18 protein-coding genes are annotated in these 24,302 nt (G+C 60.2%); 5 read left to right on the top strand and 13 right to left on the bottom strand.

What is annotated here, in order from left to right; genetic code table 11:
- Positions 1–9 precede the first annotated feature (9 nt).
- The 3 genes from AC4HNJ_RS03645 to AC4HNJ_RS03635 all read right to left on the bottom strand — a co-directional run bounded on the left by AC4HNJ_RS03645 (position 10) and on the right by AC4HNJ_RS03635 (position 5,241).
- On the bottom strand, positions 10–2,610 hold the full coding sequence (locus AC4HNJ_RS03645; protein ID WP_490478170.1) for an MMPL family transporter: 2,601 nt from the start codon (positions 2,608–2,610) through the stop codon (positions 10–12).
- Between the two features lie 152 nt (positions 2,611–2,762).
- On the bottom strand, positions 2,763–4,553 hold the full coding sequence (dxs, locus tag AC4HNJ_RS03640; protein WP_490478169.1) for a 1-deoxy-D-xylulose-5-phosphate synthase: 1,791 nt from the start codon (positions 4,551–4,553) through the stop codon (positions 2,763–2,765).
- A gap of 88 nt (positions 4,554–4,641) precedes the next feature.
- Complete coding sequence (locus tag AC4HNJ_RS03635) at positions 4,642–5,241, bottom strand: HNH endonuclease (RefSeq protein ID WP_490478168.1); 600 nt, start codon at positions 5,239–5,241, stop codon at positions 4,642–4,644.
- A gap of 255 nt (positions 5,242–5,496) precedes the next feature.
- Here AC4HNJ_RS03635 and AC4HNJ_RS03630 point away from each other — a divergent pair, with 255 nt between their 5' ends.
- Positions 5,497–6,267: a SapC family protein gene (locus tag AC4HNJ_RS03630; RefSeq protein WP_490478167.1), complete on the top strand. Its 771-nt coding sequence runs from the start codon at positions 5,497–5,499 to the stop codon at positions 6,265–6,267.
- Positions 6,268–6,336: 69 nt separating this feature from the next.
- Here AC4HNJ_RS03630 and AC4HNJ_RS03625 read toward each other — a convergent pair whose 3' ends face one another.
- The 6 genes from AC4HNJ_RS03625 to AC4HNJ_RS03600 form a co-directional block, all read right to left on the bottom strand.
- Positions 6,337–6,780, bottom strand: coding sequence for a c-type cytochrome (locus AC4HNJ_RS03625; protein ID WP_490478166.1), 444 nt, complete (start codon positions 6,778–6,780; stop codon positions 6,337–6,339).
- Positions 6,777–8,357 carry a flavin monoamine oxidase family protein gene (locus AC4HNJ_RS03620; RefSeq protein ID WP_490478562.1) on the bottom strand — a complete coding sequence of 527 codons (1,581 nt, stop codon included), beginning with the start codon at positions 8,355–8,357 and terminating at the stop codon, positions 6,777–6,779. The genes AC4HNJ_RS03625 and AC4HNJ_RS03620 overlap by 4 nt, the downstream gene beginning before the upstream one ends.
- A 144-nt stretch (positions 8,358–8,501) precedes the next feature.
- Positions 8,502–8,975, bottom strand: coding sequence for a GNAT family N-acetyltransferase (locus tag AC4HNJ_RS03615; protein ID WP_490478165.1), 474 nt, complete (start codon positions 8,973–8,975; stop codon positions 8,502–8,504).
- Between the two features lie 172 nt (positions 8,976–9,147).
- A complete protein-coding gene (locus AC4HNJ_RS03610; RefSeq protein ID WP_490478164.1) occupies positions 9,148–11,124 on the bottom strand; it encodes a CocE/NonD family hydrolase in 1,977 nt (658 codons plus the stop codon).
- Positions 11,125–11,398: 274 nt separating this feature from the next.
- Positions 11,399–13,174, bottom strand: coding sequence for an acyl-CoA dehydrogenase C-terminal domain-containing protein (locus AC4HNJ_RS03605; RefSeq protein ID WP_490478163.1), 1,776 nt, complete (start codon positions 13,172–13,174; stop codon positions 11,399–11,401).
- Positions 13,175–13,212: 38 nt separating this feature from the next.
- Positions 13,213–13,710 carry a hypothetical protein gene (locus AC4HNJ_RS03600; protein ID WP_490478162.1) on the bottom strand — a complete coding sequence of 166 codons (498 nt, stop codon included), beginning with the start codon at positions 13,708–13,710 and terminating at the stop codon, positions 13,213–13,215.
- A gap of 311 nt (positions 13,711–14,021) precedes the next feature.
- Here AC4HNJ_RS03600 and AC4HNJ_RS03595 point away from each other — a divergent pair, with 311 nt between their 5' ends.
- Both AC4HNJ_RS03595 and AC4HNJ_RS03590 read left to right on the top strand, forming a co-directional pair.
- Positions 14,022–14,489, top strand: a complete 468-nt coding sequence (locus AC4HNJ_RS03595) for an SET domain-containing protein (protein WP_490478161.1) — start codon at positions 14,022–14,024, stop codon at positions 14,487–14,489.
- An 81-nt stretch (positions 14,490–14,570) separates the two neighbouring features.
- Positions 14,571–15,149, top strand: coding sequence for a type 1 glutamine amidotransferase domain-containing protein (locus AC4HNJ_RS03590; protein ID WP_490478160.1), 579 nt, complete (start codon positions 14,571–14,573; stop codon positions 15,147–15,149).
- A gap of 73 nt (positions 15,150–15,222) precedes the next feature.
- On the opposite strand, the gene AC4HNJ_RS03585 is transcribed toward AC4HNJ_RS03590, so the two are convergent.
- The gene (locus tag AC4HNJ_RS03585; protein ID WP_490478159.1) at positions 15,223–15,723 is read right to left on the bottom strand and encodes a GreA/GreB family elongation factor; all 501 of its coding nucleotides are present in this window, start codon (positions 15,721–15,723) and stop codon (positions 15,223–15,225) included.
- A 142-nt stretch (positions 15,724–15,865) separates the two neighbouring features.
- The gene (gene fusA / locus AC4HNJ_RS03580) at positions 15,866–17,905 is read right to left on the bottom strand and encodes an elongation factor G (RefSeq protein WP_490478158.1); all 2,040 of its coding nucleotides are present in this window, start codon (positions 17,903–17,905) and stop codon (positions 15,866–15,868) included.
- A gap of 478 nt (positions 17,906–18,383) precedes the next feature.
- On the opposite strand from fusA, the gene AC4HNJ_RS03575 reads away from it, so the two are divergent.
- Complete coding sequence (locus AC4HNJ_RS03575) at positions 18,384–19,271, top strand: hypothetical protein (RefSeq protein ID WP_490478157.1); 888 nt, start codon at positions 18,384–18,386, stop codon at positions 19,269–19,271.
- A 71-nt stretch (positions 19,272–19,342) separates the two neighbouring features.
- Positions 19,343–21,316: a hypothetical protein gene (locus tag AC4HNJ_RS03570; protein WP_490478156.1), complete on the top strand. Its 1,974-nt coding sequence runs from the start codon at positions 19,343–19,345 to the stop codon at positions 21,314–21,316.
- Positions 21,317–21,351: 35 nt separating this feature from the next.
- Here the strand turns inward: AC4HNJ_RS03570 and AC4HNJ_RS03565 are convergent, their stop codons facing one another.
- Both AC4HNJ_RS03565 and AC4HNJ_RS03560 read right to left on the bottom strand, forming a co-directional pair.
- Positions 21,352–23,604, bottom strand: a complete 2,253-nt coding sequence (locus AC4HNJ_RS03565; protein ID WP_490478155.1) for a xanthine dehydrogenase family protein molybdopterin-binding subunit — start codon at positions 23,602–23,604, stop codon at positions 21,352–21,354.
- Positions 23,601–24,134 carry a (2Fe-2S)-binding protein gene (locus AC4HNJ_RS03560; protein WP_490478154.1) on the bottom strand — a complete coding sequence of 178 codons (534 nt, stop codon included), beginning with the start codon at positions 24,132–24,134 and terminating at the stop codon, positions 23,601–23,603. Before AC4HNJ_RS03560 ends, AC4HNJ_RS03565 begins: the two co-directional genes overlap by 4 nt.
- Between the last annotated feature and the right edge of the window lie 168 nt (positions 24,135–24,302).

Raw genomic sequence — 24,302 nt, 5'->3', positions numbered from 1 at the left:
CTTGCGACGTCAGTGCCCGCTGCCGCTGAGCTGCGACGGTGGCTTGATGGTGTAAAGCACCGCTGGCAGGAAAATGAAGGTGGCCAGCAGCACGGCGACCAGGCTGACCAGTAGCATGCGGCCCATGCTGGCCATGCCAAGGTCATGCGACAGTGCCAGCGAGCCGAAGGCAGTACCCGTCGTCAACGCGGAAAACAACACCGCGCGCGCTGACGCCGAGCTCACGAATCGACGCATGCCTGAGCGCCAGTTCATTACGAAGTACACATTGAACGAGACGCCTACACCCAGCAACAACGGCAACGCAATGATATTGGCGTAGTTCACCGACATGCCGAGCAGGCGTGCGAGCAAGGCGGTCAGTAGTGCAGACATGCCAAGCGTCAGCAGCACGATACCGGCGTCTTTGAAGCGCCGGATCACCAGCATCAGCACAATGCCGATGGCTACGATCGCAAGCACGGCGGCTTGCTGAAAGGCGCGCATGATCGTATCCGCCGATGCGATGGTGGTGACTGCCGGCCCCCCTGCATCAGGAGCAATGCGCTGCACGGCTTTGACGAATCTGCGCAAACCCGCGGTGTCCTGCTCATTGGCGGCGGGTGACACCTGAATACGCACCATTCCGTTTGGGCTCACCCAATCGCGTTTGATGGATTCGGGCAAGGTCTGCAGCGTCACAGCTTTTGCATTGAGTGCATCACGCAAGCTCTCCAATTGTTTTGGGAGGAAGCGGCTAACGGCTTCGTTCATCGCCATGAGCCGGTCATCGGACACTTTGGCGAGTCGTTGCAGGGCGGCATCGATGGGGCGCAACGGGGAATCTGCAGGCATTTCCGGATGGGCGTCGACGATGGCATCGTGCGTGTCTGCGATCGCGGATCGCAACGCTGCAGGAGTGACTGGCGGCGCGGAGGGATCGACGTCCAGCGAAGGCAGCATCAGTACCTGTGCCTGATTAAGCTGGTCCAGTGAGGCTTGCTGGTCGGCCGGTACGAACGTAGCGGCGGAAATCACGCTGGAGACTTCCGGTAACTTCGACAGCTTATCGGTGAGCGCCCGCGCAGCATCCAGGTTGGGCACCATGATGTTGATATTGAACGGGTTGGTGACCGGGTTATCGGCCATGCTCCGTAATGTGCGCATAGGCTCGGAATGGGGATCCTGCGTGTTGAGCGGATTGGCGTCGAAGGGCATGCGCGCCGCAGCGATCAGGCCGGCTACGCCAATCAGCGCAAATGCGATGAGCACGGGACGATGGCGGCGATGCAAGGCTGCGTCCAGCCTGGGACCAAACGGCAGCGAAAGCTCCTTGCATTGGCGCGGTGGCTTCAGCAGGCTAAGCAGCGCCGGCAAAAGCGTGAGGGTGCATACCAGCGCAATACCCATGCCGACACCGGCAATCGTGCCCAGCTCCGCCACACCTACGAAACTGGTGGGTGAGAAGGCCAGGAAACCACACGCGGTAGCGGCTGCGGCCACCGCAATCTGATTGCCGGAAACGCGTGCGCCTTCGGCAAGGGCTACGTTGATGTCGTCATGCAGCATACGCATTTCGCGCAGGCGCACGGCGAATTGAATGCCGAAGTCGACCGCCAGGCCGACAAAAAGCACAGCGAATGCAACAGAGATGACATTCAAGGTTCCGACGGCAAGCGCTGCGAACCCTGTAGTCAGTGCAAAGCCGACCAGCAGCGTCAGCAAAATCGGAATGATGCGGCGAAACGAGTGCATCGCCAGATAGAGCCACAAGGCAAGCAAAAACAGGCTGACGATGGTGCTGGCGACGATGCCTTTGGTCAGTGCGCCGAACTGTACGTCGGCGAGCGCGACGGAGCCGGTGTAGTCGATGCGCGCACGGCCGCTTTTCACGTCAGGCAGGGTTTTGCTGATGCGTTCGAGTGCTTGCGTGGCGGCAAGACCCGGCTGCAGCGAGCCCTCTTCAAGCACGGGATGGGTCAAGACGAATCGCACGTTTTCTGGCTGTTGCGTGATGTCCGACCCAAGCAGGCTCTGCCATGAAAGTGGCGTGGGATGGCCGTCGGCCGCGTTATTGAGCACCTTCGTCAATTGATCCAGTGCCGGCTTATAAGGCGAGAGATCGGCATGCTGGATGCGTACGCCTGCTGCCATCAGCGACACACCGTTCAACAATCCGCGCGCCGACGGATCAGCGGCGAGCGGACCGAGTAACGGCTGTGCGTTCATCAACGAGTTGAGTATCTTGGCCAGATCGTTCGGATCAAGCAGCAGCAAACCTTCGGTGCGAAAGAAGGGATCGGCATCTGGCCGATTGACATCCAGGAAGTGTTTTTTGTCCGCCTCCAGCGCCTTGGCCAGCTGCGCAGCCGTTTCATCGGATTCTTCAGGCGTCGCGCCACGCACGATGATCGCCAGCACATTATTGAACTGGGGGAATTCGCGGTCGAAGGCCATGGCATGCTGGCGCCACGGCAAGGTCTTGGCGAAAAGGTTATCGGTATCGGTATCGACGCCCAACCGGTTAGCGGCGATCCAGATGCTGACGCCGGCCAGCCCAAAGAAGAACAGCACGACAAAAATGGCGTGGCGCCGGCAAAACTGCACTAAGCGGACAATGAACTCAGTCACGGGCCAAAAGGCTCCTCAATCCATGGGGAAAACGTTAAGGATATTGCATTCCCTTCTGTTTTCCCTTAGGCGGTGGTAACGACACAGCATGCCAGCGGGTGAAAGGAGCGTCTAACGACGCTCTTCCCTCCGAAGAAGAGGCGGCGCTCTTTTCAGGCGCTCACCTGGTTCCACGGGACTGCCAGCGGGAAGCGAGCCCGTATTGCCTTGCGAATGCCGGGTAGGTCGAGTCCGGCCTCGCTCAGCACCTCTTCACGGCTGCCATGCTCGAGGTACCCATCGGGCAGCCCGAGATGAAGAACCGGCAAGTCTACCCCATGTGCCGCCAGGCATTCGGCAACCGCAGCGCCCGCACCACCGGCGATGACGTTGTCTTCGATCGTCACAAAAGCGTCATGCTGCCGGGCAAGTTCGATCAGCAAGGCTTCGTCTAGCGGTTTGACGAAACGCATGTTGACCAGGGTGGCATCGATTTCCGCGGCGATGATTGCGGCCGGGGCAAGCATGGCGCCAAAGCTGAGGATCGCCAGTCCGCGCCCTCGCCGGCGCACATCCGCCTGGCCGATTGGCAGCGTATCGAGCGCGCTGCGTACGACCACACCCGGACCCGTGCCACGCGGGTAACGAATGGCGGCCGGGCCGTTGTAGCGGAATCCGGTAGTCAGCATGGCACGGCATTCGTCTTCGTCAGCCGGCGCCATGACGACCATGTTTGGGATACAGCGCAGAAAGCTGAGATCGAAACTCCCTGCATGGGTTGCTCCATCTGGGCCGACAACGCCGGCGCGATCAACGGCGAAGGTGACGTCGAGATTTTGCAGGGCGACATCGTGGATGAGCTGGTCGTAGGCGCGCTGCAGAAATGTGGAGTAAATCGCGACCACCGGCTTGGCACCTTCGCAGGCCATGCCGGCGGCAAGCGTCACGGCATGTTGCTCGGCGATTGCAACATCGAAGTAGCGAGCAGGGTATTCCTGAGAAAAGCGCACCATCCCGGAACCTTCGCGCATGGCAGGCGTCATGCCGAGCAACCGTTCGTCCGCGGCAGCCATATCGCAAAGCCAGTCACCGAAGATATCGCTGTAAGTTGGCTGCGTCGGTCCAGTCTTCTTGACGAGGCCCGCATGCGGGTCAAACGGTCCGACGGCGTGATACTCGATTTGGGCCTGCTCTGCGGGGGCATAGCCTTTGCCCTTGGTGGTGATGACATGCAGAAGTTGCGGACCGGATGCCTGCTTCAGCGTGCGAAGGACTTCAAGCAGCTTCGGCACGTCGTGGCCGTCGATGGGGCCGGTGTAATGGAAGCCCAGTTCTTCGAACATCGTACTGGGCACGGTCACGCCTTCGCCACGTTTTTCCAGGCGTTTGGCGAGCCCTCCCACGTTTTCGCTGATCGACATGCCATTGTCGTTGAGCACCACCAGCAGATTCGTGCCGAGGTCGCCAGCGTGATCGAGCGCTTCGAATGCCATGCCGGCAGTCATGGCGCCATCGCCAATGACGGCGACGAATTTGCGCATGTCGCCTTTGCGTTGCGCGGCAATCGCCATGCCCAGCGCGGCGGAAATCGAAGTGGACGAGTGACCCACGCCGAAGGTGTCGTATTCGCTCTCTGCGCGACGCGGAAAGGGTGCCAGGCCGCCTTTTTTCTTGATGGTGGTGATGCGATCACGACGGGCGGTGAGGATCTTATGCGGATAGCATTGGTGACCGACATCCCAGATCAACCGATCGCGAGGCGTGTCAAATACCGAATGCAGCGCAACCGTCAGTTCCACCACCCCGAGACCCGCCCCGAAATGGCCGCCCGAACTGGCCACGGCTTCGATCAGGTAGCGCCGCAATTCATCGGCAACGGCCTGAAGCTGGTCATCCGGAACGCGGCGAAGATCGGCGGGCGTCTGGATGGAAGACAGGTGCGGATAAAAAGATAAGTCGATCATCAGGGATATTGTTGGCCCTGTGCCGAGGCAGGACAAGGGCAACCCCTGCGAGGGTTTTGCGGCAACCGGTGGGGATTGCCGCCGGTGTTTATATCAAGGCTTCGCGCCGGTGCCGGGGCAGATGGCTGACCAGGAACTCCATCTGGTCGGCAAGGATGTTGCGGTTGGAGAGAATCAGGTGCTCTACCCAGCTAGGCCGGTACGGTACCGCCAGCAGCGGCATATTGGCTTCCTGCGGCGTGCGGTTGCTCTTTTTCAGATTGCAGGCAACGCAGGCGCTTACCACGTTTTCCCATTCGTCACGGCCCCGTTTGGACAGCGGCAGCACGTGGTCCCGGGTGAGTTCGCTGCGAGCAAAGCGCCCGCCGCAATACAGGCACAGATAACGATCGCGCCCAAACAGGGCGCTATTGGTAAGAGCGGGTGCCGGATCAATGGCGTGGTCCCGGCAGTGGCCACGACTGGCCACGATGGGATGCAGGTCGATCCGGCTCTGCATGCCAAGGTGGCGGTTATGGCCACCATGCACGGTGAGGCAGGGATCGCCGAGGGTCCACGCCACGGCGTCGCGTACATAGAGGCATACAGCGTCCTGCCAGCTGATCCAGTCAAGGATGCGGCCAGCGGCGTCCAGCGAAAGCACACGAGTCGAATTCAGGTCGGCCCGATTTGGCACTTCCATAAGCATGTGTTTCGTCCTTCACGTGTAGCGAAAGAGCGCCCCATCGATGCAGTGGTGCTCGGTTTTACCGCAGCATAGAACAACTTGATTGCAAAACGCATGCAAACCGGTCCCATTTGCGGGGCCTAAAGTGGGTGCGACATTGATTCGCCCCTGAAACCCGGCGCTGATATAGTGGTCGTTCATCTGTAGACCCGACGCCGGGTTTGGGAGGGGAAGCCTGGGTGGCTACCCCGGCACGGCGGGGCAGAGGTAAGTAACGTGGCTGAAGTTCTCTTCTATGAGCGTCCGGTTCCGCTCAATCGAACCGTTCACAAGGATCTGCGCATCAAAGGCCTGCAGAATCTCAAGTTTGCGAACGCCGTGCATTCCGTACCGCTCACCTGCAGCGAGTTTCCGGTAGCGGCTCGCGATATCCCGATTTTGTTCGCCGGTACTGATTCGGAAAGCGCCGGCCCGATGGCGCTGCTGGGTCTGCGCCAGAACGAAAACCTGTTCCTGGATGCCGAAGGCCAGTGGGCTCCGGGCGTCTACATCCCGGCATTCGTGCGTCGCTATCCCTTCGTACTGGCCGAAAAGCCGCCGGGTACCGAAGGCGACGACTTCACCGTGTTCCTCGATGAAAGCTATGAAGGCTTCAACGACCAGGACGGTGAACGCCTGTTCAAGGAAGACGGCACCGAGACCGACATTCTCAAGAACGCCGTGAACTTTCTCGGCGAATTCCAGCAGCACGTCACGCGGACCAAGCAGTTGATGGACGACTTGCGCAAATACGATCTGCTTGAGCCGCGCAACATTCGTCTGGAGCGCAACGGCAATGTGATCAACCTCAACGGCCTGTTTGTGGTCAGCGAAGAGAAGCTGCGCAAGCTCGACGCGGAAACCACGCATCGGTTCCTGACGGATGGCACCCTGGGTTGGATCTTTGCCCACCTGCTTTCGCTGTCCAATATCGATCGCGTGGGGCAGCGTCTGGCCCAGCGTGAAGAGGTCGAGACGGCGGAAGCAGCCAGGGCAACCAAGAACTGATCTGCATTCACCTGTGCTGGTGGGAAAAGCCGCCCGGATGGGCGGCTTTTTTTTATAGCCGCTACGCGTTCATGGTTTGGATGCGGAGGTATTTTGCATATGCATGGCAGCGACGTCGGCAGCGGTAATGTGGTCAGTGTAGTGATTGCCAAAATGGGTTCTTACGTAGTTGACGACTTCGGCGATCTGTTCGTCCGTGAGCGAGGCATCCTTAAAGAAACTATGGCGGGATGCCTTGGGCACGAAAGACGGCATGTCATGCCGGCCAAACAGGATGACCGCTGCCATGTACTGCGCTGAGACCAGCCGCGGATCGCCAGCAAGCGCGGGATAGGTTCCCGCACCGGTGGCGCCTTTCGCATCAGGCATATGACAGCCCTGGCAAATGGTATGAAACACCGCTTCGCCATCTGCATTCTTGAGGCTAGTAAGGACCGCGTTATCAGAGGATTGAGCTTTCACCGCACCTATCGATGCAAGCAGGATCGTCGCGGCAAAAATCTGTCGTTTCATGTCGCGCTCCCCGAGACCACACGCTGATGGATACGGCCGATCAGATCGAGGGCCGATGTCACGGCACCTTCCTGCCATGCTGGCAGATACGAGGCATGCTCGCCTGCGAGTCCAATGCGTCCATCGATCTGGCAGAGATTGTCGTAATGTTTGGCGCGCGCTTCTTCGGACCAGGTTGCAAAGCAGCCCATGGTGAAGGGCGCGCGATGCCACGCCACGGCAATGCCTGTATCGAATTCGTCTTTGTATTGCGGATGGATCTGGGCGCCGTACTCTACTGCCTTGCGAACGCGTTCTTCCGGGGTCATGGCGGTAAATTCATAGGCGCTCAAGCCCCACACATAGGCGCCGAGCAATACGCCTTTGCCTTTGCTGTTGAAGTCGCAGCTGGGGTAACTGATGGTGTTGATTGGTAAATCGGTGGCGGTAATGCCGCCATAGATATCTTCGTCTTCCTCCCAAAAGCGGCGCTTGAATTGCAGGCCGACTTTCACGGAGGCCGCGTAGGGGATGGCGCCGATGGCGTCAGCCATGGCTGCTCCCACATTCATCGGAATCTGGCTGAGGATGGAGAGTGGAATCGTGCAGATACACCAGTCCGCGCGTTCGGTCATCGAATGGCCAAGGCGTTGGGCGTCTTCATATTGCACGGTCACGCCATGCTCGTCCTGATGGATGGCAGTGACTTTGGCGTGATAGCGGATCAGGTCTTTAAGCTCGCGCCCAAAAGCTTCGCCGATGCGTCCCATGCCGCCTACCGGCTGGAACATAGTGGTCTGGAATTCGAAGATCTCGCCTTCGGTAAGGTCCGACCACAAATGTGATTGCAATACATCGTGCAATTGCAGCGGTTGGGAGTCGATCGGCTTGGCTGACAATCCGCCGCCAGGAGGCTTGAGATATCCGCGCCGATTGCTTGTGCCAGGGCCGGCAACATAGGCGTAGTTCTTATCCAGCGCACCCCATTGCCGTAATGATTCGAGCAGTATCGCCTGATCGTCCTTGGTGACTTGCGCGTTGAGCGCTCCCTGCTGTGTGGACTTGGCGAGCAGCTCCGCGACATGTCCGCGATAATCGGCGTTGATGGCTCGATAGCGCTGTGGTTTGCCACCGAATGCCTTGGCGCTGTGCAGATAAGCGTTGTGGTTGATCTGTACGAAGGGCTGCAGCGGAACGTTCAGTTTCTTGCAATAGTCGAGCAGGCCGCGATGATGGTAAGGAATCCGCCATGGGCCTGGATTGATATACAAGCCGCGATCGAACGTACAGTGCTGTGTGTAGCCACCAAGTTCGGTGTATGTATCGCCACCGCGCAACGTCCAGTTGCGGCCACCGGGACGATGGTTGTATTCCAGTACCCGCACGTTGTACCCGGCCCGGCGCAGTTCGTAGGCCGCCACCATGCCGGCGAGCCCGGCGCCGAGAATCAGCACGGATGTACCGCGCGGCGCTCCCTGCAGCGTGGGCACGCCCTGATAAGGCGATTCGGCCGCCAGCCCGAGACGGGTCATCGCCTGATACATGGCGGCACCGCCAGCGCTGAGGCCGATCAGGCGCAGCAGATCGCGTCGCGTCATCGAGAGTGCGGAGTCTTCTGTTTGCATCACCGTCCCCTGATCGTAAGGGACCAGCACAGCGCATCACGGCCAACGGCGACAGTGACATAAGGCATGCCCGGAGCGCACGCGCTGGGCATGCGGAAGCTCCTTGGATGGACGGCGTCAGTGTGCTGGCTTGGCGAGCCGGAGCAGGTCAACGTGGTAGCCGGCTGCTTCGTAGAGCGCGCGGGCGCGATCGTTGCCCGGGAATACCGCAAGCGTGATCAACTGACACTGGTGTTCCCGCGCCCATGCCTCGGCATGCGCGATCAAGGCTTTGCCGACGCCTTGACCCTCGTAGCGCGGCAGGACCGCGAGGTCGGAGATATGGCAATTGGGGCGACCGGTAAAGAAATCCTGCGTCTTCTGCAGGTGGATGAACCCGACTCGCTCACCATCGTCGTTTTCAGCCACGAAAACAAAGCTGTTGGCAGGTTGTTCGTCCAACTGCCGGGAGAGGTCTTTGCGGATGCCCTCGATGCACTCATGCCGTTTACGCCAGGCGGGCAAGGTGAAATCGACGAAGCGGGGAACGAGGCCGAGGATGAACTCATCATCATCCTCGGCGAGTCGAATGAGGAAATGGTTATCGCTCATGCGTCTGCTAGTGGGTTGCACAGATAGGGCGGTTCTACACCCAAGCGGCGGCAGGTGGAAGTCCCCATGCACCAAAAGTGGCCGAATCGCATGCTCAGGCAGGCGCGTGTATCTCCACCCCCGCGGCAACATACGCGGCCCCTTTCCACGAAAGGGGCCGCGTACGAAGCGGTCAGATACCGATCACAGGCAGGGACAGGTAGCTCGCCTGATTCGCCGAGTGGTACACGCGCTGCGTGGCCTTCTGATAGTCGCCGGGCTTGGCCCAGAAGATATTCGGCACGAAGGTCTGCGGATTGCGGTCATAAAGCGGAAACCAGCTCGATTGCACTTGCACCATGATTCGGTGGCCCGGCAGAAAGACATGGTTCGCCGCTGGCAGATCGAAGTGATAGGCAAGCGGCTGATTGGCTGCAAGCGGCTCCGGATGGTCGAAACCTTGGCGATAGCGTCCGCGGAAAATATCCATCGATACCGCAAGCTGGTAGCCACCCATCTCAGGCTGATCGGCGACCTGATCGGGATACACGTCGATCAGCTTGACCACCCAGTCGCTGTCGGTACCGCTGGTGGAAGCGATCAGATGGACTACGGGTGCGCCGCTGATGGTCAACGGTTGGGTGAGCACATCCGAGACATACGTCAGCACATCGGTACGGCCGGATGCTTCGCGTTGATCGTCGACCAGCCATTGCGACCAGGTCAGTCCGTTGTCATAACCGATCGGCTGGATTGGGCGCGCGCGAAACGGCACCGGATGCGCGGGATCGGAGATGTATTCGTCGTACGCAGGGGCGCCGGAGGGTGCGTGGAAGCCAAGCTTCAAACCCGGTTCCAGATATAGCGGCCGGCTCTTGATGTTGCAGCCCTGCTCGCAAGCGAGTGGCCAGTGGCTGAGGCGCTGCCACTGATTGCTACCAGTCTGATAGGCCGTGACCGGCGCGATATCGGCCTTGGGTGCGCCGTCTTTCAAATACTGAGCCAGATAAGGACGAAGAATGTGTTCGCGGAAGTATTTGCCCGTGTCGCTGCCGAAACGAATGGCGCCGAGCGAACTGGCTTCTTCGATTTCCTGGCCGTGATGCCAGGGACCCATCACCAGCTTGACCATATCGCCGTTGACGTCCTTCGGCTTGAGTGCGCGATAGACGGCCAAAGCGCCATAGATGTCTTCCTGATCCCACAGGCTGTGCACCAGCATCACTGGCACTTTCAGTGGTTGTGCGGCGAGCACTTTGTCGACCGCCTGATCCTTCCAGAACGAGTCATACGCGGGATGTGCAATGACTTTGTTCCAGAAGCCAAGCTGTTCCATGCCGTATTGGCGGCCGAGTTCGCCCGCAGAAACGTAGTGCATGAAAAGATCGTATTCGTCGTGATAGTTGGTCCACCATTTGTAGTAGTTATCGCGACTCGCCGACTGCTCATAGATGTACGACATGTTCTGCTGGCGGAAGGCGCCATGATGGAACCAGTCGTCACCCATCCATCCGTCCACCATCGGGTTCATCGGTATCGCGACTTTCAGTGCCGGGTGCGGATTCACCAATGACATCAGTGGCTCGAATCCGTCATAGGAAATGCCGATGGTGGCTACTTTGCCGTTGGATTCGGGGATGTTCTTTACCAGCCAATCGATGGTGTCGTACGTATCGGTAGCATCGTCCACCGGTGTGGGATTGAGCGGTCCATGGATGGGGCGGTTCATCACATAGTCGCCCTCGGAGCCATACTTGCCTCGGATATCCTGGATGACGCGGATATAGCCGTCTTCGACAATCACGTCGGTGGCGTTGTCGTAGCCTTCCAGCATCGGGCCGAGGTGCCCGCTCATCGTGTGATGAGTAAGCTCCTTGGCGTCGTAGGGTGTGCGTGTAAGCACGATGCCTGCATGGTGCGCTCCCTTGGGAATCAGGATCACGGTATTTAGCTTCACGCCGTCGCGCATCGGGATTTTTACATCGCGCTCGATGTAGTCGAAGCTGCCCGTGGCGGGCTTGAAGTGGGCGGGCGTTTCGCTGGGGTAGTTGGGGTATTGCGGCGGCGGTGTGTCATCCATGGCCAGTGCTGCGCCACTCAGGCTGAGCAGCAAGGCAAGCAAAGCGGGCTTGACGCCGCGGAATGCATTCGCGGTACGACTCGACTTCATGGTGGCTCCCCTCTGGATAAGCACCACTAGACTAGCGGGAACAGGGGGAAGTTACTCGCGCTCGTGGGGCGGGTAAGCCCAGATGTTATCGCAGCCGATTCGTCAAACTGACCATCCCCTGCTGCCTTTACTCCAGCAAGCAATGGGACGCCCATTTGGCGGGGATGAGGCGCCAACAGGCAGTCCCCTTTGTATAGGATTGCTTGCGCGTTCTGCTTGGAGTCTTGCCGATTCCTTCCCCGGCCATCTGGAGGAAGGAATCGGCGAGTCGGCGTTACCCGATTGCCGGAATCGTATCCACACCGGCTTCAATAGCTGCCTTATGCATTTGTACGCGCGGTAACAAGCGCGCGAAGTAGAACGCCGCTGTATCGCGTTTGGCTTGCTTGAAAGTCGCTTGCTGCGAACTCGAGTCCAGCGAGGCCACGGCACGGGCCCAGAAATAACCCAAGGTGATATAGCCGCTGTAATAGAGATAATCGTTGGCAGCAGCGCCCAGTTCTTCCGGATTGGACTGAATGCGTTGCGCCAGCTTGAGCGTCAGCTCACCCCATTCCTTGGCGAGCGCGCCGAGCTGTCCGATATAAGGACGCAGCGTTTCGTTCGACGCGTGCTGTTTGCAGAAGGTGCCCACCTCGCGGAGGAAGTGCTGCAAGCCCACGCCTTTCAGCTGGAGAATCTTGCGTCCCAACAGATCCGCTGCCTGGATGCCGGTGGTGCCCTCGTACAACGTGATGATGCGCGCGTCGCGCACAAACTGTTCCACGCCGTTTTCGACGATAAAGCCGTGCCCGCCGTAAACCTGCAGCGCTTCCTTGGTGCATTCCTGCGCCAGTTCGGTGACGACGCCCTTGGCGATGGGAATCAGGAAGGCCAGCAATTCGCCGGCATGCTGGCGTGATGTTTCATCGGCGCCGCGTGCTTCGATATCGGTTTGCAGTGCGGCATACAGCAGCAACATGCGCGAGCCTTCGACGATGGCTCGCTGGGTGAGCAGCATCCGACGCACGTCCGGCTGCACCAGCAAATTATCGGCTGGCTTGTCGGGAAACTTGGGGCCGGAAAGCGAGCGCGATTGGAGACGCTCGCGCGCATAGTTGAGACTGTTCTGGAATGCGCGCTCGGACAAGGCGAGGCCCTGCACGCCCACGGACAGGCGTGCTGCATTCATCATGGTGAACATGGCCGCCAGGCCTTTATGCGGTTGGCCGATCAAATAGCCTTCCGCATCGTCGAAGTTCATCACGCAGGTCGCTGAGCCGCGGATGCCCATCTTGTGTTCGATGGCACCGGCGTAAACGTGGTTGCGTTCGCCAAGCGTACCGTCGGCATTTACCTTGAACTTGGGCACGATGAACATGGAAATGCCGCGGCTGCCGGCAGGCGCATCGGGCAGTCGTGCCAGCACGAGATGGATGATGTTTTCCGCAAGGTCGTGTTCGCCCGCGCTGATGAAGATCTTGGTGCCAGTGATGTTGTAGCTGCCGTTTTCACCGGGCTCGGCACGGGTTTTGAGCAGGCCCAGATCCGAACCGGCCTGCGGTTCGGTCAGGCACATGGTGCCGGTCCACTGGCCCGCAACGATGGGCTTCAGGTAGGCGTGCTTCTGCTCCTCGGTACCGTGCAGTTCCAGTGCATGGCAGGCACCCTCGGACAGCAACGGGTACAGGCTCCAGGAGAGATTGCCGGATTGAAAGAGTTCGGTGGTCGCCACTCCCAGCACCGACGGCAGGGCCTGCCCACCGAAGGCTTCCGCCATGGTGAGCCCCGGCCAGCCGCCCTCCGCGAATTGCCGAAAAGCTTCCTTGAAGCCTTTGGGCGTCGTGACGGTCCGGGCGGTCTTGTCGTAGTGGCAGCCCTCTTCGTCGCCGGAGGCATTGGTCGGTGCGAGCACGTGTTCGCTCAGTTTGCCGGCTTCTTCCAGCACCGCGTCGAGTAGGTCGCGCGTATGCCCGTCGCCGCCTTGCAATCCGGTAAGCGTGGCATCGGCGCCAAGCACATCAAAAAGTGCGAAGCGCTGGTCATCGAGCGGAGCCTTGTAGAGCGTCATGACTGGATCCTTCGTATGTGGCTAATGCAAGTCGTGAATCACCGGTACGTATTGGCGACGCCAGGCACCGGCGAGAGAAAATCTCTGCTGTTGAAGGGAAAATCGCGGGGATTCTTGTTGTCCGGGTGGTCTTCCAGGTGCGGCCTGCAATGCACGATGCCGCTTAGCGTGTAGCCCAGCGAACCGGCGCTGCCTTTGGCAGCGATCGCCTGCAGGGCCTGGTTCATGGCCGGTGTCGGCAATACATCCAACTGCTCGACATCGCCGGCGAAGGACGGAATGTCCAGGTTGAACTGGGCATGCACGCGCACGGGGATGCCTTGTCCGATCTGGAGCTGGCCTTCGACAGATTGGTACGTCATGCCGGTGTAGCTGTTGTTCTGGAAGCGAAGCGTGAGGCGCCAGGCCCCATCGGGCTGCACGTGCATTTGCTGGATGGTGATGGTGGGTGGAAACACGCTCTGCCGTTGCGGACCGCAGGCAGCCAATAAGCCTGCGAGCATCACCAGGGCCAATCCGTGGAGCAGTCGTTTCATGAAAGCACCTCAAACGATTGTTTGAATATAGCAGGGAACGGGATGGGTGAAAGGGTCATCCGCAACATGGGAAACGTTTGAAACGAAAAGGGTTGTACGAGCAAAGTAGAGCCAGAAGGGTAGTGGGGTTGCCTATCTGACAGCCCGCCGGCGAAACGTGCTGCGAGTCTTCGTCCTTTTCCATTATCGCGAAGCCAGTACTGGTGCATCTTTTTTTCATTGCTTGCGCCGCTCTTCCACGATTCCCATCCTCACGCGGAGCAGGCATCATTAGCGGCTAGTCTTTTACCTTCGCTACCTCTGGCTCATTCATGTCCCGTCGCATCGCTGCCCGTCGTTCCCCTATCCATGGCAATGGCGTATTCGCCCTCGCTCCGATCAAGAAGGGTGAGGAAATCATCGAATACCGGGGCACGCTGATGACGCATGAAGACGCTGACGAGATGTACGGCGATGGCGGTGAAACAGGCCACACCTTCCTGTTCACCCTCAACGACACCTACATCATCGACGCCAATCGCAAAGGCAATATCGCGCGCTGGATCAATCACAGCTGCAACCCGAATTGCCAGGCGTTCGTGGAAGAAAGCGAAAGCGGTAACCCGCGCAAGGATCGGGTGATCATCGAGGCCAAGCGCAATATCAAGGTTGGCGAAGAGCTTACCTACGACTACGGCATCGTGCTGGAGGTGCCGCATACCGCGCGCCTCAAGAAACTGTGGGTGTGTTTGTGCGGTTCGCCCAAGTGCACGGGCACCTTGCTCAAGCCCAAGCGCTGATCACACCGCCCTCACCACGGGCATACGCGACCTGGATCGTGGCGCATGCAGACTTCCGGCATCTCGTCCGGAGTCAGTCCCATGAACAGCAAGAAACCCCTGGCCGGCAAGAAGATTGCTGCGCTCGCTACCGACGGCTTTGAATACGCCGAGCTTACCGAGCCCAAACGCATGCTTGAGGATGCCGGTGCCGTGGTTGACGTCATCGCGCCCGGCGACGCCAGGCAAATCAAGGGCTGGAAGGTCACCGACTGGGGTGATGCGGTAAAGGTCGATCGGTCGCTTAGTCAGGCACAGCCCGATGACTATCAGGCTTTGCTACTGCCGGGTGGCGTCATGAATCCCGATAAGCTGCGCATGAAGTCGGAGGCCATTTCCTTCGTGCGCGCTTTCGGTGAAGCCGACAAACCGATCGCCGCCATCTGCCATGGTCCCTGGACATTGATCGACGCGGGCCAAGTGAAAGGCCGCACCATGACGTCCTGGCCCAGCTTACAGAAGGATCTGGAGAACGCCGGCGCGCAGTGGGAGGACCGCGAAGTAGTGCGTGACGGAAAGCTGGTCACCAGCCGCAAGCCGGACGACATTCCGGCATTCGGCAAGGCATTTATCGAGCTCCTCGCCGCCGAACACAGCACATCGACAAGGGCTTCTGGCTAAAACTTGCCAGAGATTGTCGCAAGCTTAGACGAGCACAAGCGCGGAGCGCCTGCTCGTCTTCGTCAGCGGGTGGCTAGACATAGTCGATCGTCACCACCTCGATAGTCACGTCGCCGGCCGGACGTTGCCAGCGCACCTCATCGCCGACGCGGGCGCCGATCAGCGCCGTGGCGAGCGGTGACACGTAGCTCACCAAACCGTGTTCGGCATCGGCTTCGTCTTCGCCCACGATCTGCCAGCGCTGCTCACCCTCGGCGCTATCCACCGTAACGGTTGCGCCGAACGCCACGCGATCATGGGGCTGTTTGGAAAGGTCGACTTCAATGGCATTTGCGACACGGATGCTGAGATAGCGCAACTCCCGTTCCAGCGCGGCAAGCTCGCTTTGCTGCGCGAGTGTTTCTTCTTGCTCGCTGGCTTTCAGTGCGTCACGGCGTGCCTGCACGTTCGACAAGCGTTCTCGCAAGGCGGCCAGGCCGCGTGACGTGACGTAATTGGGGTGTGTACTTACCGGCAATTCCGGCATCACATCCTGTGTATCGTCATCATTTTCTTTTACGAAGGCTCGGCTCATGCGGCCCTCCATACTCGTTGGTCGTGGGTGGGAGCGGGGTCGGTAGCAGCACCTATACCTGCTGCGGGGATGCTCAATGAATGGGGCTATGGCCGGATGACTGCAACGTCGTCCAGCCACGGATGAAAGCGAATGGGCGACGTCAGTCTTCGTCCAGTTTCGGCTTCCATGCCTCACTGAGCTGGCGCTGGACGGGTGGCGGCACCGGCTCGTAATGACTGAGATCAAGACTGTAGCGCCCACGCCCGCCGGTCATGGCCTTCAACTCGGTGGGGTACTCCATCAGCTCGGCCAGTGGCGCCTGTGCCTTGATCACCAGCTCGCCGCCGCGTTGGGTATCCGTGCCCATGATGCGTGCGCGTTTGCTGGCCAAGCCGCCAGTCACGTCGCCCACATTGAGTTCTGGAATGGATACTTCAACGTCCACGATAGGCTCCAACACGATGGGGCGCGCCTTGCCGACTGCGTCAAGAAAAGCTTTCTTGCCTGCTGCGATAAAGGCTACTTCCTTCGAGTCCACCGGATGATATTTCCCGTCGTAGACGGTGACGCGTAGATCCTGCAGCGGATAGCCGGCTACCGCACCGTTTTCCATGGCCTGGCGTACACCCTTCTCGATCGCAGGAAGGAATTGCCCGGGAATCACGCCGCCTTTGACAGCGTCGATGAACTCGAAACCCGCGCCGCGTTCAAGCGGATCCACCCGCAGGAACACTTCGCCGAATTGTCCTGCGCCGCCAGTTTGTTTTTTGTGACGATGATGTCCCTCGGCAGAACCAGAAATTGTTTCACGATAGGCGATGCGTGGCGGGTGCGTGGTTACTTCCACGCCATAACGCTCGCGCATGCGCTCCAACATGATCTTCAGATGCAGGTCGGAGAGGCCACGAATCACCGTCTCGTTCAGCTCCTTGTGATGCTCAACCCGAAAGCAGGGGTCTTCTTCGGCCAGACGTGTAAGCGCCTGAGAAAGCTTCTGCTCCTGTCCCTTGTGCTTGGGTTCCAGCGCAAGGCCGAACATGGGCTGCGGAAAGCGTGGGGGATCGAGGTGAATACTGTCCTCATCATGCGAATCGTGAAGTACAGCGTCGAAATGGATTTCCTCGACTTTGGCGATAGCGGCCATATCGCCAGGGATGGCCTGGTCGATCTCCACGTGTGATTTGCCGTTGAGGCGAAACAGATGCCCGACCTTGAACGCTTTGCGATTGTCGTCAATGAATAGCTGACTGTCGCGGCGCACCGTACCCTGCCAGACACGGAAAACACTCAGCTTGCCAACGAAAGGGTCGTTGACGATTTTGAACACGTCCGCGATGACGTGTGCATCCGGATCGGGTGCAACCGCGATCCGCTCATGCTGCGCGTTGCGAAAGGGAGGGGGATTGGCCTCTGCCGGATTGGGAAGCAGACGCTCGAAAACGTCGAGCAATTCCGTTACGCCCGCCCCGGTGCGTGCACTGACAAAACAGATCGGCACCAAATGGCCTTCGCGCAAGCATTGCTCGAACGCATCGTGCAGTTGCTGCGGCGTGAGCGCTTGCTCGCCCGCGTCGAGATAGGCGCCCATGGTGGACTCGTTGATCTCCACCACCTGATCGAGAATCTGCTGATGCGCTTCGCGCAATGAGGAGAAATCCGTATCGCCTTCGGCGTGAAAAAAACAATCCAATACCTTATTCGCGTGCTCGGCAGGCAGATTGACCGGCAAGCATTCGTTGCCGAATTCTTCGCGCAGCGTTTGCACCAAGGCCGACAGATCCATGACATCCGCATCGATCTTGTTGATCACCAGTACGCGTGCCAGTCCGCGTTCGCGTGCGTGTTCCATCATGCGGCGGACGCTGTGTTCGACGCCGTTGCTGGCGTTCACGACGATCGCGACGGTGTCGACCGCGGCCAGCGCGGAAAGCGTGGCACCGCGAAAATCCGCGTAGCCGGCCGTATCGATCAGATTGATATGGCAGCTTTCGCGATCGATAGCCGCGATGCAGCTATCAATGGAGTGACCACGTGCCTTCTCCTGGGGATCCATATCGGATTGCGTGGTACCGCGCTCTATCGATCCTATGGCCTGAATCACGCCCCCAGCGTGCAGCAAAGCTTCGAACAACGTGGTCTTGCCGGACCCGGCGTGACCGGCGAGCGCGATGTTGCGGATATTTTCCGTGTGATAGGACACGATGCGACCCTCCTCTTGGATAGGCTTCCAGGCGCAGATCGTGCGAAGACCTTCGGCACCGCACGAAGCCGCGTTTGGCGGCTGATGATGGCGGGCCGTCATGGTCGTCCTTTGTGCGCGGGACGCAGGGCGGTCATGGCGGGAGTCGACAGCGATACCTGCAAACCGCGCAGGTGGCATGCTGCCTGCGGATTAGCCTTCTCTCATTGGAAAGGATGGTCAAGCTGCAGTGCGAAGACACTTCGGCGACGACTGTTAACCTTGTGTGATCCAGGTGCTGCGCCCATCTGGAACCACAACGCTGGCGAGAGGTCAGTGTGACATGCCATCGCCCGCATCACGGCCGCACCGTGCGGCCCTGCGTTGACACCGAGGACGGCTTATCGAACGCCCCGATGAGGTCGAACATCACCGCTGGTTTCCACCATCTCCCGAGCGGGGACGTGGACTGGCGCCGTTCGACGGACCTACCCGCGCCATGCTGCATCAGCTGCGTTGGCGCAAACCGCCCCGCGATCGTCGCCGTTTCTGGATGGCGATGGTTATCGCGTTGCTGCTGCACGCGTTTTTTACCACTGCTGTCTGGTATGAGATGAAGCCGCCCGCACGCTCGCCGCAAGTGGTTGAAGTGCAATTGAACAACGCGATCCAGGTACGCTTTATCACCCATAATCCGGTAGCCAAACCAGTTGCGCCGCCACCCATTGCGCCGCCGCCTCCACCGCCGCATCCGGCGCGCGAACCCGTCTCGAAAAATGCGATGACGTTGCATCTGCCAGGGCCGGCGCCTTTGCCGGCGTCGCCCCCCCAAGCGGCACCTGCGTCGTCCAGCTCGGCGCCGCCCCCGATGTTGTTCAGCCGTACCGGGCAAATCATCTTGCCGCCGAATGCTTCCAACCCGCCGATACCCAAGGCTGGCTATGTGCAGCGAACACCCCAGGGTGATACGCAGATCATGCAGAACCGCGCCGGCAGCCGATACCAATCAGCGCCAAACCGGTTCGAGAAATATTTTCCGCCTCCGAAGGAGTCGTTCGTCGGTGGCCTGATGCGCAAGTTGAATGGGAGCGAGAGCAATACAAAGAGCATGGATCTTCCACATGGCATTCACTTGAAGTGCCAGAAAGTTTTCGGGATACCCATACCCAATTGCGGCATGCCGCCCGCACCTCCGCCGTCTACCGATGGCGACGAACGGCTGGATATGGCGCCGCCGCCTCTGGTGAAAGGCAGCGTGGTGCCGAAGCGCGCCATCGCTACCTGTATCGCCGAATATCGCGCCGGTAAGCCGTTGCCTTATGGGTGTCCGGTGGATACGCCGGAGCGCGCCGCGAGCGAGAAGAAATCCGTTACGCCACAGCACTGAAATCGCACCGCCCAGAAGCAGTGATGGCATAGCGCGAAAGAAATGTTGCCGAGGCCATTACACTGGCGCCCATGCCGCCATCGCCACCGGACAAGTCCGCGTCCCCAGCACCTGTCGTCCTGATCAAATCGCCGCGCGACGCGACGACGTGGGCGCTCGTCTATCGACGCCGCACACGGGAAAAACCGCGCGATCGTCTGCTCAAAGTGATTGGTTTGGTCGGCACGCTGCTCGTGCATCTGGGCTTTCTATTCGGAACCATGCTCGGCTCCCCTTATGAGTTGCCACCGCCGCCGCCAGAGCCCAAGGGGAACGCCTTGATGGTGCGACTGATCGAGAACAAGCCGCAGCCACCACCGCCGCCTCCGGTCCGTGGAGTGCCGCCGAAAGAGCATGGCCCTACGCATCGCGGCAATACGGCTCACGTGGCGCGTGCAATCCATGAGGCTTCTACTGCTGCACCCGTAGCAGCCACGCCTACGCAAGTGCCGGCCATTGCGTCACGACAAGAGGCCGTAATAGCCGAAGCACAGTCGCCTGCCGCCGAAAAGAAGCAGCCAGTTGCGGCACCCTTGCCGCCGATCACCTTGCCAAAACCCTCTGCACCGCCGATCGAACAAACCAAGCCGGTCGGTCTGACGCCGCCACCGCCGTCCTTGCAGGCCGTCCAGGTGCAGCAACCGGTTCCGCCTGCATTTCAACCGGCGCCGGTGCGCAAGCCTCAGCCTGAGGGGACGCAACCGATGCCGCCATTACCGTCGCTGGCGTTGCCGACGCAAGCTGCGCAGTCGGCAGTAACAGTAACGCCGCCGCATATGGCCGTTGAGAATCCGGCCCTCACGCCGGTGCCAATGCCCAATGCCGTAACGACCCAGGCAAACCCTGTCGCGGCAGCACCGCCTGCGCCGGCATTGCAAGCTATCCCGCTGCCGGCCAAGGTGGCACCTACCGTCAACCTGCAAGCGTCGTCGGCCAACTTGGTGACACCGAATGTGTCGCGTACAGCCGAGCACGTTGTAGGACCGGTGATGCGTCCCCAAGAGCCGCCGCAACTCGCCACGGCGCCGCCTGTGCCGACCACGACGCCATCGACGGCCGCCAAGCCTGCTGCGCCGGCATTGACGGTAGAAGCACCCAAGCTTTCCGTGCCGGAGGTGTCACTGCGGCCCCAGCTGAGTCCGGTGCCGGTGGCGACACCATCGTCTCCACAGGCGGAAGCCAAGCCGTCATCTTCAAACAAGCCCGAGCACGAAACAGTCAGTGCTTCTGCGCCGGCATCGAATGCATCGCCATCCAGCGCATCCGAGAGCGAAGCTGCGACAAATGTCAGCACCGCACCTAACGCTACGCCGGAAGGAAGCGAAACGGCCAACCCGGGCCAGCCGAATGGCGTGATTCAATCCGCCGAAAGCAACACCGCCAACGGCAAGCAACCGTCGCCGTCGATTGGAACCGGGAATACGGCTGGCACCCAGGGCGGTGGCACGCCAGGGACGCCGCATGGCACGTACATCCAGCTGAAGCCGCGCGGTGATACGGAAATCATGTCGCACAACACGAATCTGCCGAAATATCGTCCGACCGTGTTCGACAAGTACTGGACGCCGGAAGGCGAGAGTTCCATTGATACGGCGCTTCGCCATGCCGTGGAAAAAACCACGGTCAGCCACACGTTCAATCTGCCCAAAGGGATTCATATCGAGTGCACGGTGACCCCACTGCTGCCGTCTTCGCTCTTTGGCTGCCACAATCCCGATCCGCCTGCGGTGCCGTTGCCGCAGAAGATTTACGATCGGTTGAACTTGCCTTCGACCAACACTTCCATTCCGAAAACGGTGGCGACTGCCGGGAGCGCGCCGACGCCTGCCGCACCGGTTGTGCTGGACAATAGCGCTGAATGTGCGGCGGCTCGAATAAGTGGTGGCCCGATGCCCCCCGATTGCCCGCCGGCCCCCTCCACTTTGCCGGCAGTGCCGACAAAGCCATTGCACATGCCGGCCCCTGCGTCGGGTTCGTGGGTGCCCGCGAGCGATCAGTTTCATTAAGCACGCATTCTCCCGCGACGGAAAAGCGTGGCGGGTTACAGCAAGCGCAGGAATTCCTTCATCAAGGGCAGTCGACGTACACGCACGGCGCTGACGCGGAAAACAGCGTTGGCCAAGGCGGGAGCCGCGGTTGGCATGGCAAGGAAGCTCGCGCCGGTGGGATCGCCTTCGCCAGGTACCGTAATCACCTCTACGGCACGCGGCAACTGCGCCATGCTTGCAAGCGGGTAATCCTTCCAGCTCGTCTGTTGCACCTTGCCATCCTTGACCGTGATGGCGAGGTTGAGCGCGTTGGAAATGGCGTCCAGCGTCGCGCCCGCGACCTGGCCTTCGAGGCCCATGGGATTGATCACGCGTCCTACATCGACCGCGCAAATGGCACGTTCGACCGTAAGCTTTTCGCCTTGCAACGATACTTCCATCGCATGCGCGACATAGGCGCCGTCCATGTGCCAACAGGCGATGCCCAAACCGTTGACCGAACGCAGCCAATCTTTCCAGCCAATACGGTCGGCGACCAGCTTGAGTACGTTCACCAGCCGCGATGTATCGATGGCGCCGCCGCCTTGCAAAGGCACCAGTCGAGGCTCGCCAATCAGGCGCAGATAGGTGACCAGCGGGTCTTCCTGCAGCGCATGCGCGATCTCGTCCATGAAACTGCAGACGGCGAAAGCGTTGGTGGTATGTGGCATGCCCCGATGCGGGCCACGCGGCAGGGAGGAAGCAAGACTGAACCAATCGCTGCGGTAATTCGGTACAAAACCGGCAGGTAGCTGGTTGACGTCTACTTCGGACGTCCAGAGGTGATCGCTGGGCACGCCACGGCCGGTCAACGCCGGAGCGCTGGCGAGCCGTTGATTCCAGGCAATGACATGGCGCTTGCGGTCGATGATCGCATGGAACTTGTGCACGCAGCCGGAGCGATAGAAATCGTGCGTGAGATCTTCCTCGCGTGGCCAGAACAGGCGTAGCGGCTTGTCGACTTGCTTGGCCAACAGCACGGCTTCTGCGACGTAATCGTGATCCAGGCGGCGTCCGTAACCGCCGCCGATGCGCGGCACGCGAATATCGATCTGGTCCGGCGCGAGTCCGGTAAGGCGCTGCACGACGGTCCAGGCTTGCTGCGGCGATTGCGTCGGTACGTAGAGCGTCGCGCTGGATTTGTCCAGGCGCACCAGGCAATCCATCGTTTCGCTGGTGGCATGAGCCAGCCAGGGTTGGAAGTACTCCGCCTCCACGCGTCGCGCAGCCTTGCGTCCCGCTTTATCGATATCGCCGTCGTCGCGCACGCGCGTGGTAGGAGCGCTGTCGCTATCGAGCAACGACGTTGCCTGTTGCTCCAACGCAGCCGTGCTTTCCTTGCCGCTTGGACCCGGCTTCCAGCTGAGCTTGAGGGCGCTTCGCCCTTGCAGCGCGAGCCAGGTGTTCTCGGCAATCACCGCGACAGCCGGTGCAATCACCGTTTCACCCGGCGGTAGTTTTGGATCCGGCTTGAGTTCGACGACTTTCAGCACGCCTTTGATGGCCAATGCCGCGCTGCTGTCGAGCCCGGCCAGCTGGCCGTCCGGCCATGGACAGTGAGCCAGTACCGCTACCACGCTGTCGCCGAAATGATGGTCAAGCGTATACGGGGTCTGGCCGGTTACGATCGCCCGCGCGTCGACATCGCCTGCCGGCTGGCCGATCAAGCTAAAGCGGTCGGGCGTTTTCAGCACCATAGCTGTTTGCGGCGCTGTGATTTTCGCAGCAGCGGCTGCCAACGGGCCGTAGCCAAGACGACGCCCGTCAGGGGCGATCACCTGGCCGCGCTCGGTGCGCAGGCGATCGGCCGGTACGCCAAGCTGTTGCGCAGCAGCCTGCATCAGCAGCGAACGCGCGAGCGCACCGGCGCCGCGCAGGTCTTTCCATGCACGCGGAATGGAATTGCCCGTGCCGCCAACCTGCTGCCCATACAGCCAACGCGGCTGACCATTGTTGTTGGCGACGCCGAGGCCCAGCGGGATCACGCGTACACGCTGCCAATCCGCATCCATTTCATCGGCGATGATGCGCGGTAACGATGTCGCTACGCCGGTGCCCGTCTCCGGATCGCGCGCGCCGATCAGAATGCTGCCATCAGCATCGACGCGAACGTAAGCGTCCAGATCGTAGAGCGCATCGCCCAACATGTCCGGTGGTGTTTGCATCGCGAAAGCGCGCGCCGAGCGGACACCCACGATCAATGCACCGGCAGCGCCAGCGGCGACTTGCAGAAAACGCCGACGCGACAGCCTGATCGGGCCGCTCATGCCTGTGCTCCCTTTTTCATGGCGGCTGCAGCGCGTTTGATCGCACTGCGCACGCGCGTCTGGCAGCCGCAGCGGCAGAGGTTGGGGAGCGTGTCGATGTCGTCGTCGGCAGGATCCTTGATGCGGTTCAACAGATCCATCGATGCAATCAGCCAGCCCGGGGTGCAGTAGCCGCAGCCGATGGCGTCTTCATCGATAAAAGCCTGTTGCAAGGGATGCAGGGTGCCTTTGGCATCGGCGAGGCCTTCGACCGTAACCACTTGCTTGCCTGCGAGCTTGCTCATCGGCAGGGTGATGGAAGAAATGGCCTTGCCATTCACCAGCACCAGATCGGCGCCGCCTTCACCGTGTTCGCCAGCGTACTTCGTGCCGTCGAGTTGCAATACATCGCGCAGATACCAAAGCAGCGGCATGTGCGGATCCCCGGTATGCCGGTAATGCTCGCCGTTGATGTGCAAGTCGATGCCAGGACGAACCCCTACTGGAGTGATAGCGGTCTTGTCGGCGAGCGTGGCGTGGTCTTGCACCATCGGATGCTTTCTCCCTATTACCTATCCGCGCATTGTGGCATTGACGCAAGAATTTATCAGGTTGCGGAAAATGCGCGTTCTTCACTTTTTCAGCACGTTCGTGCAGGCATGCGAATGTCATGCACTCACGCGTGGCGTGGTTTGAACGCAACCGGCACAGGCCGGGTG

It is taken from the genome of Dyella sp. SYSU CM1112 (assembly GCF_058216415.1).
This window is presented reverse-complemented; position numbering and strand designations above follow the sequence as displayed.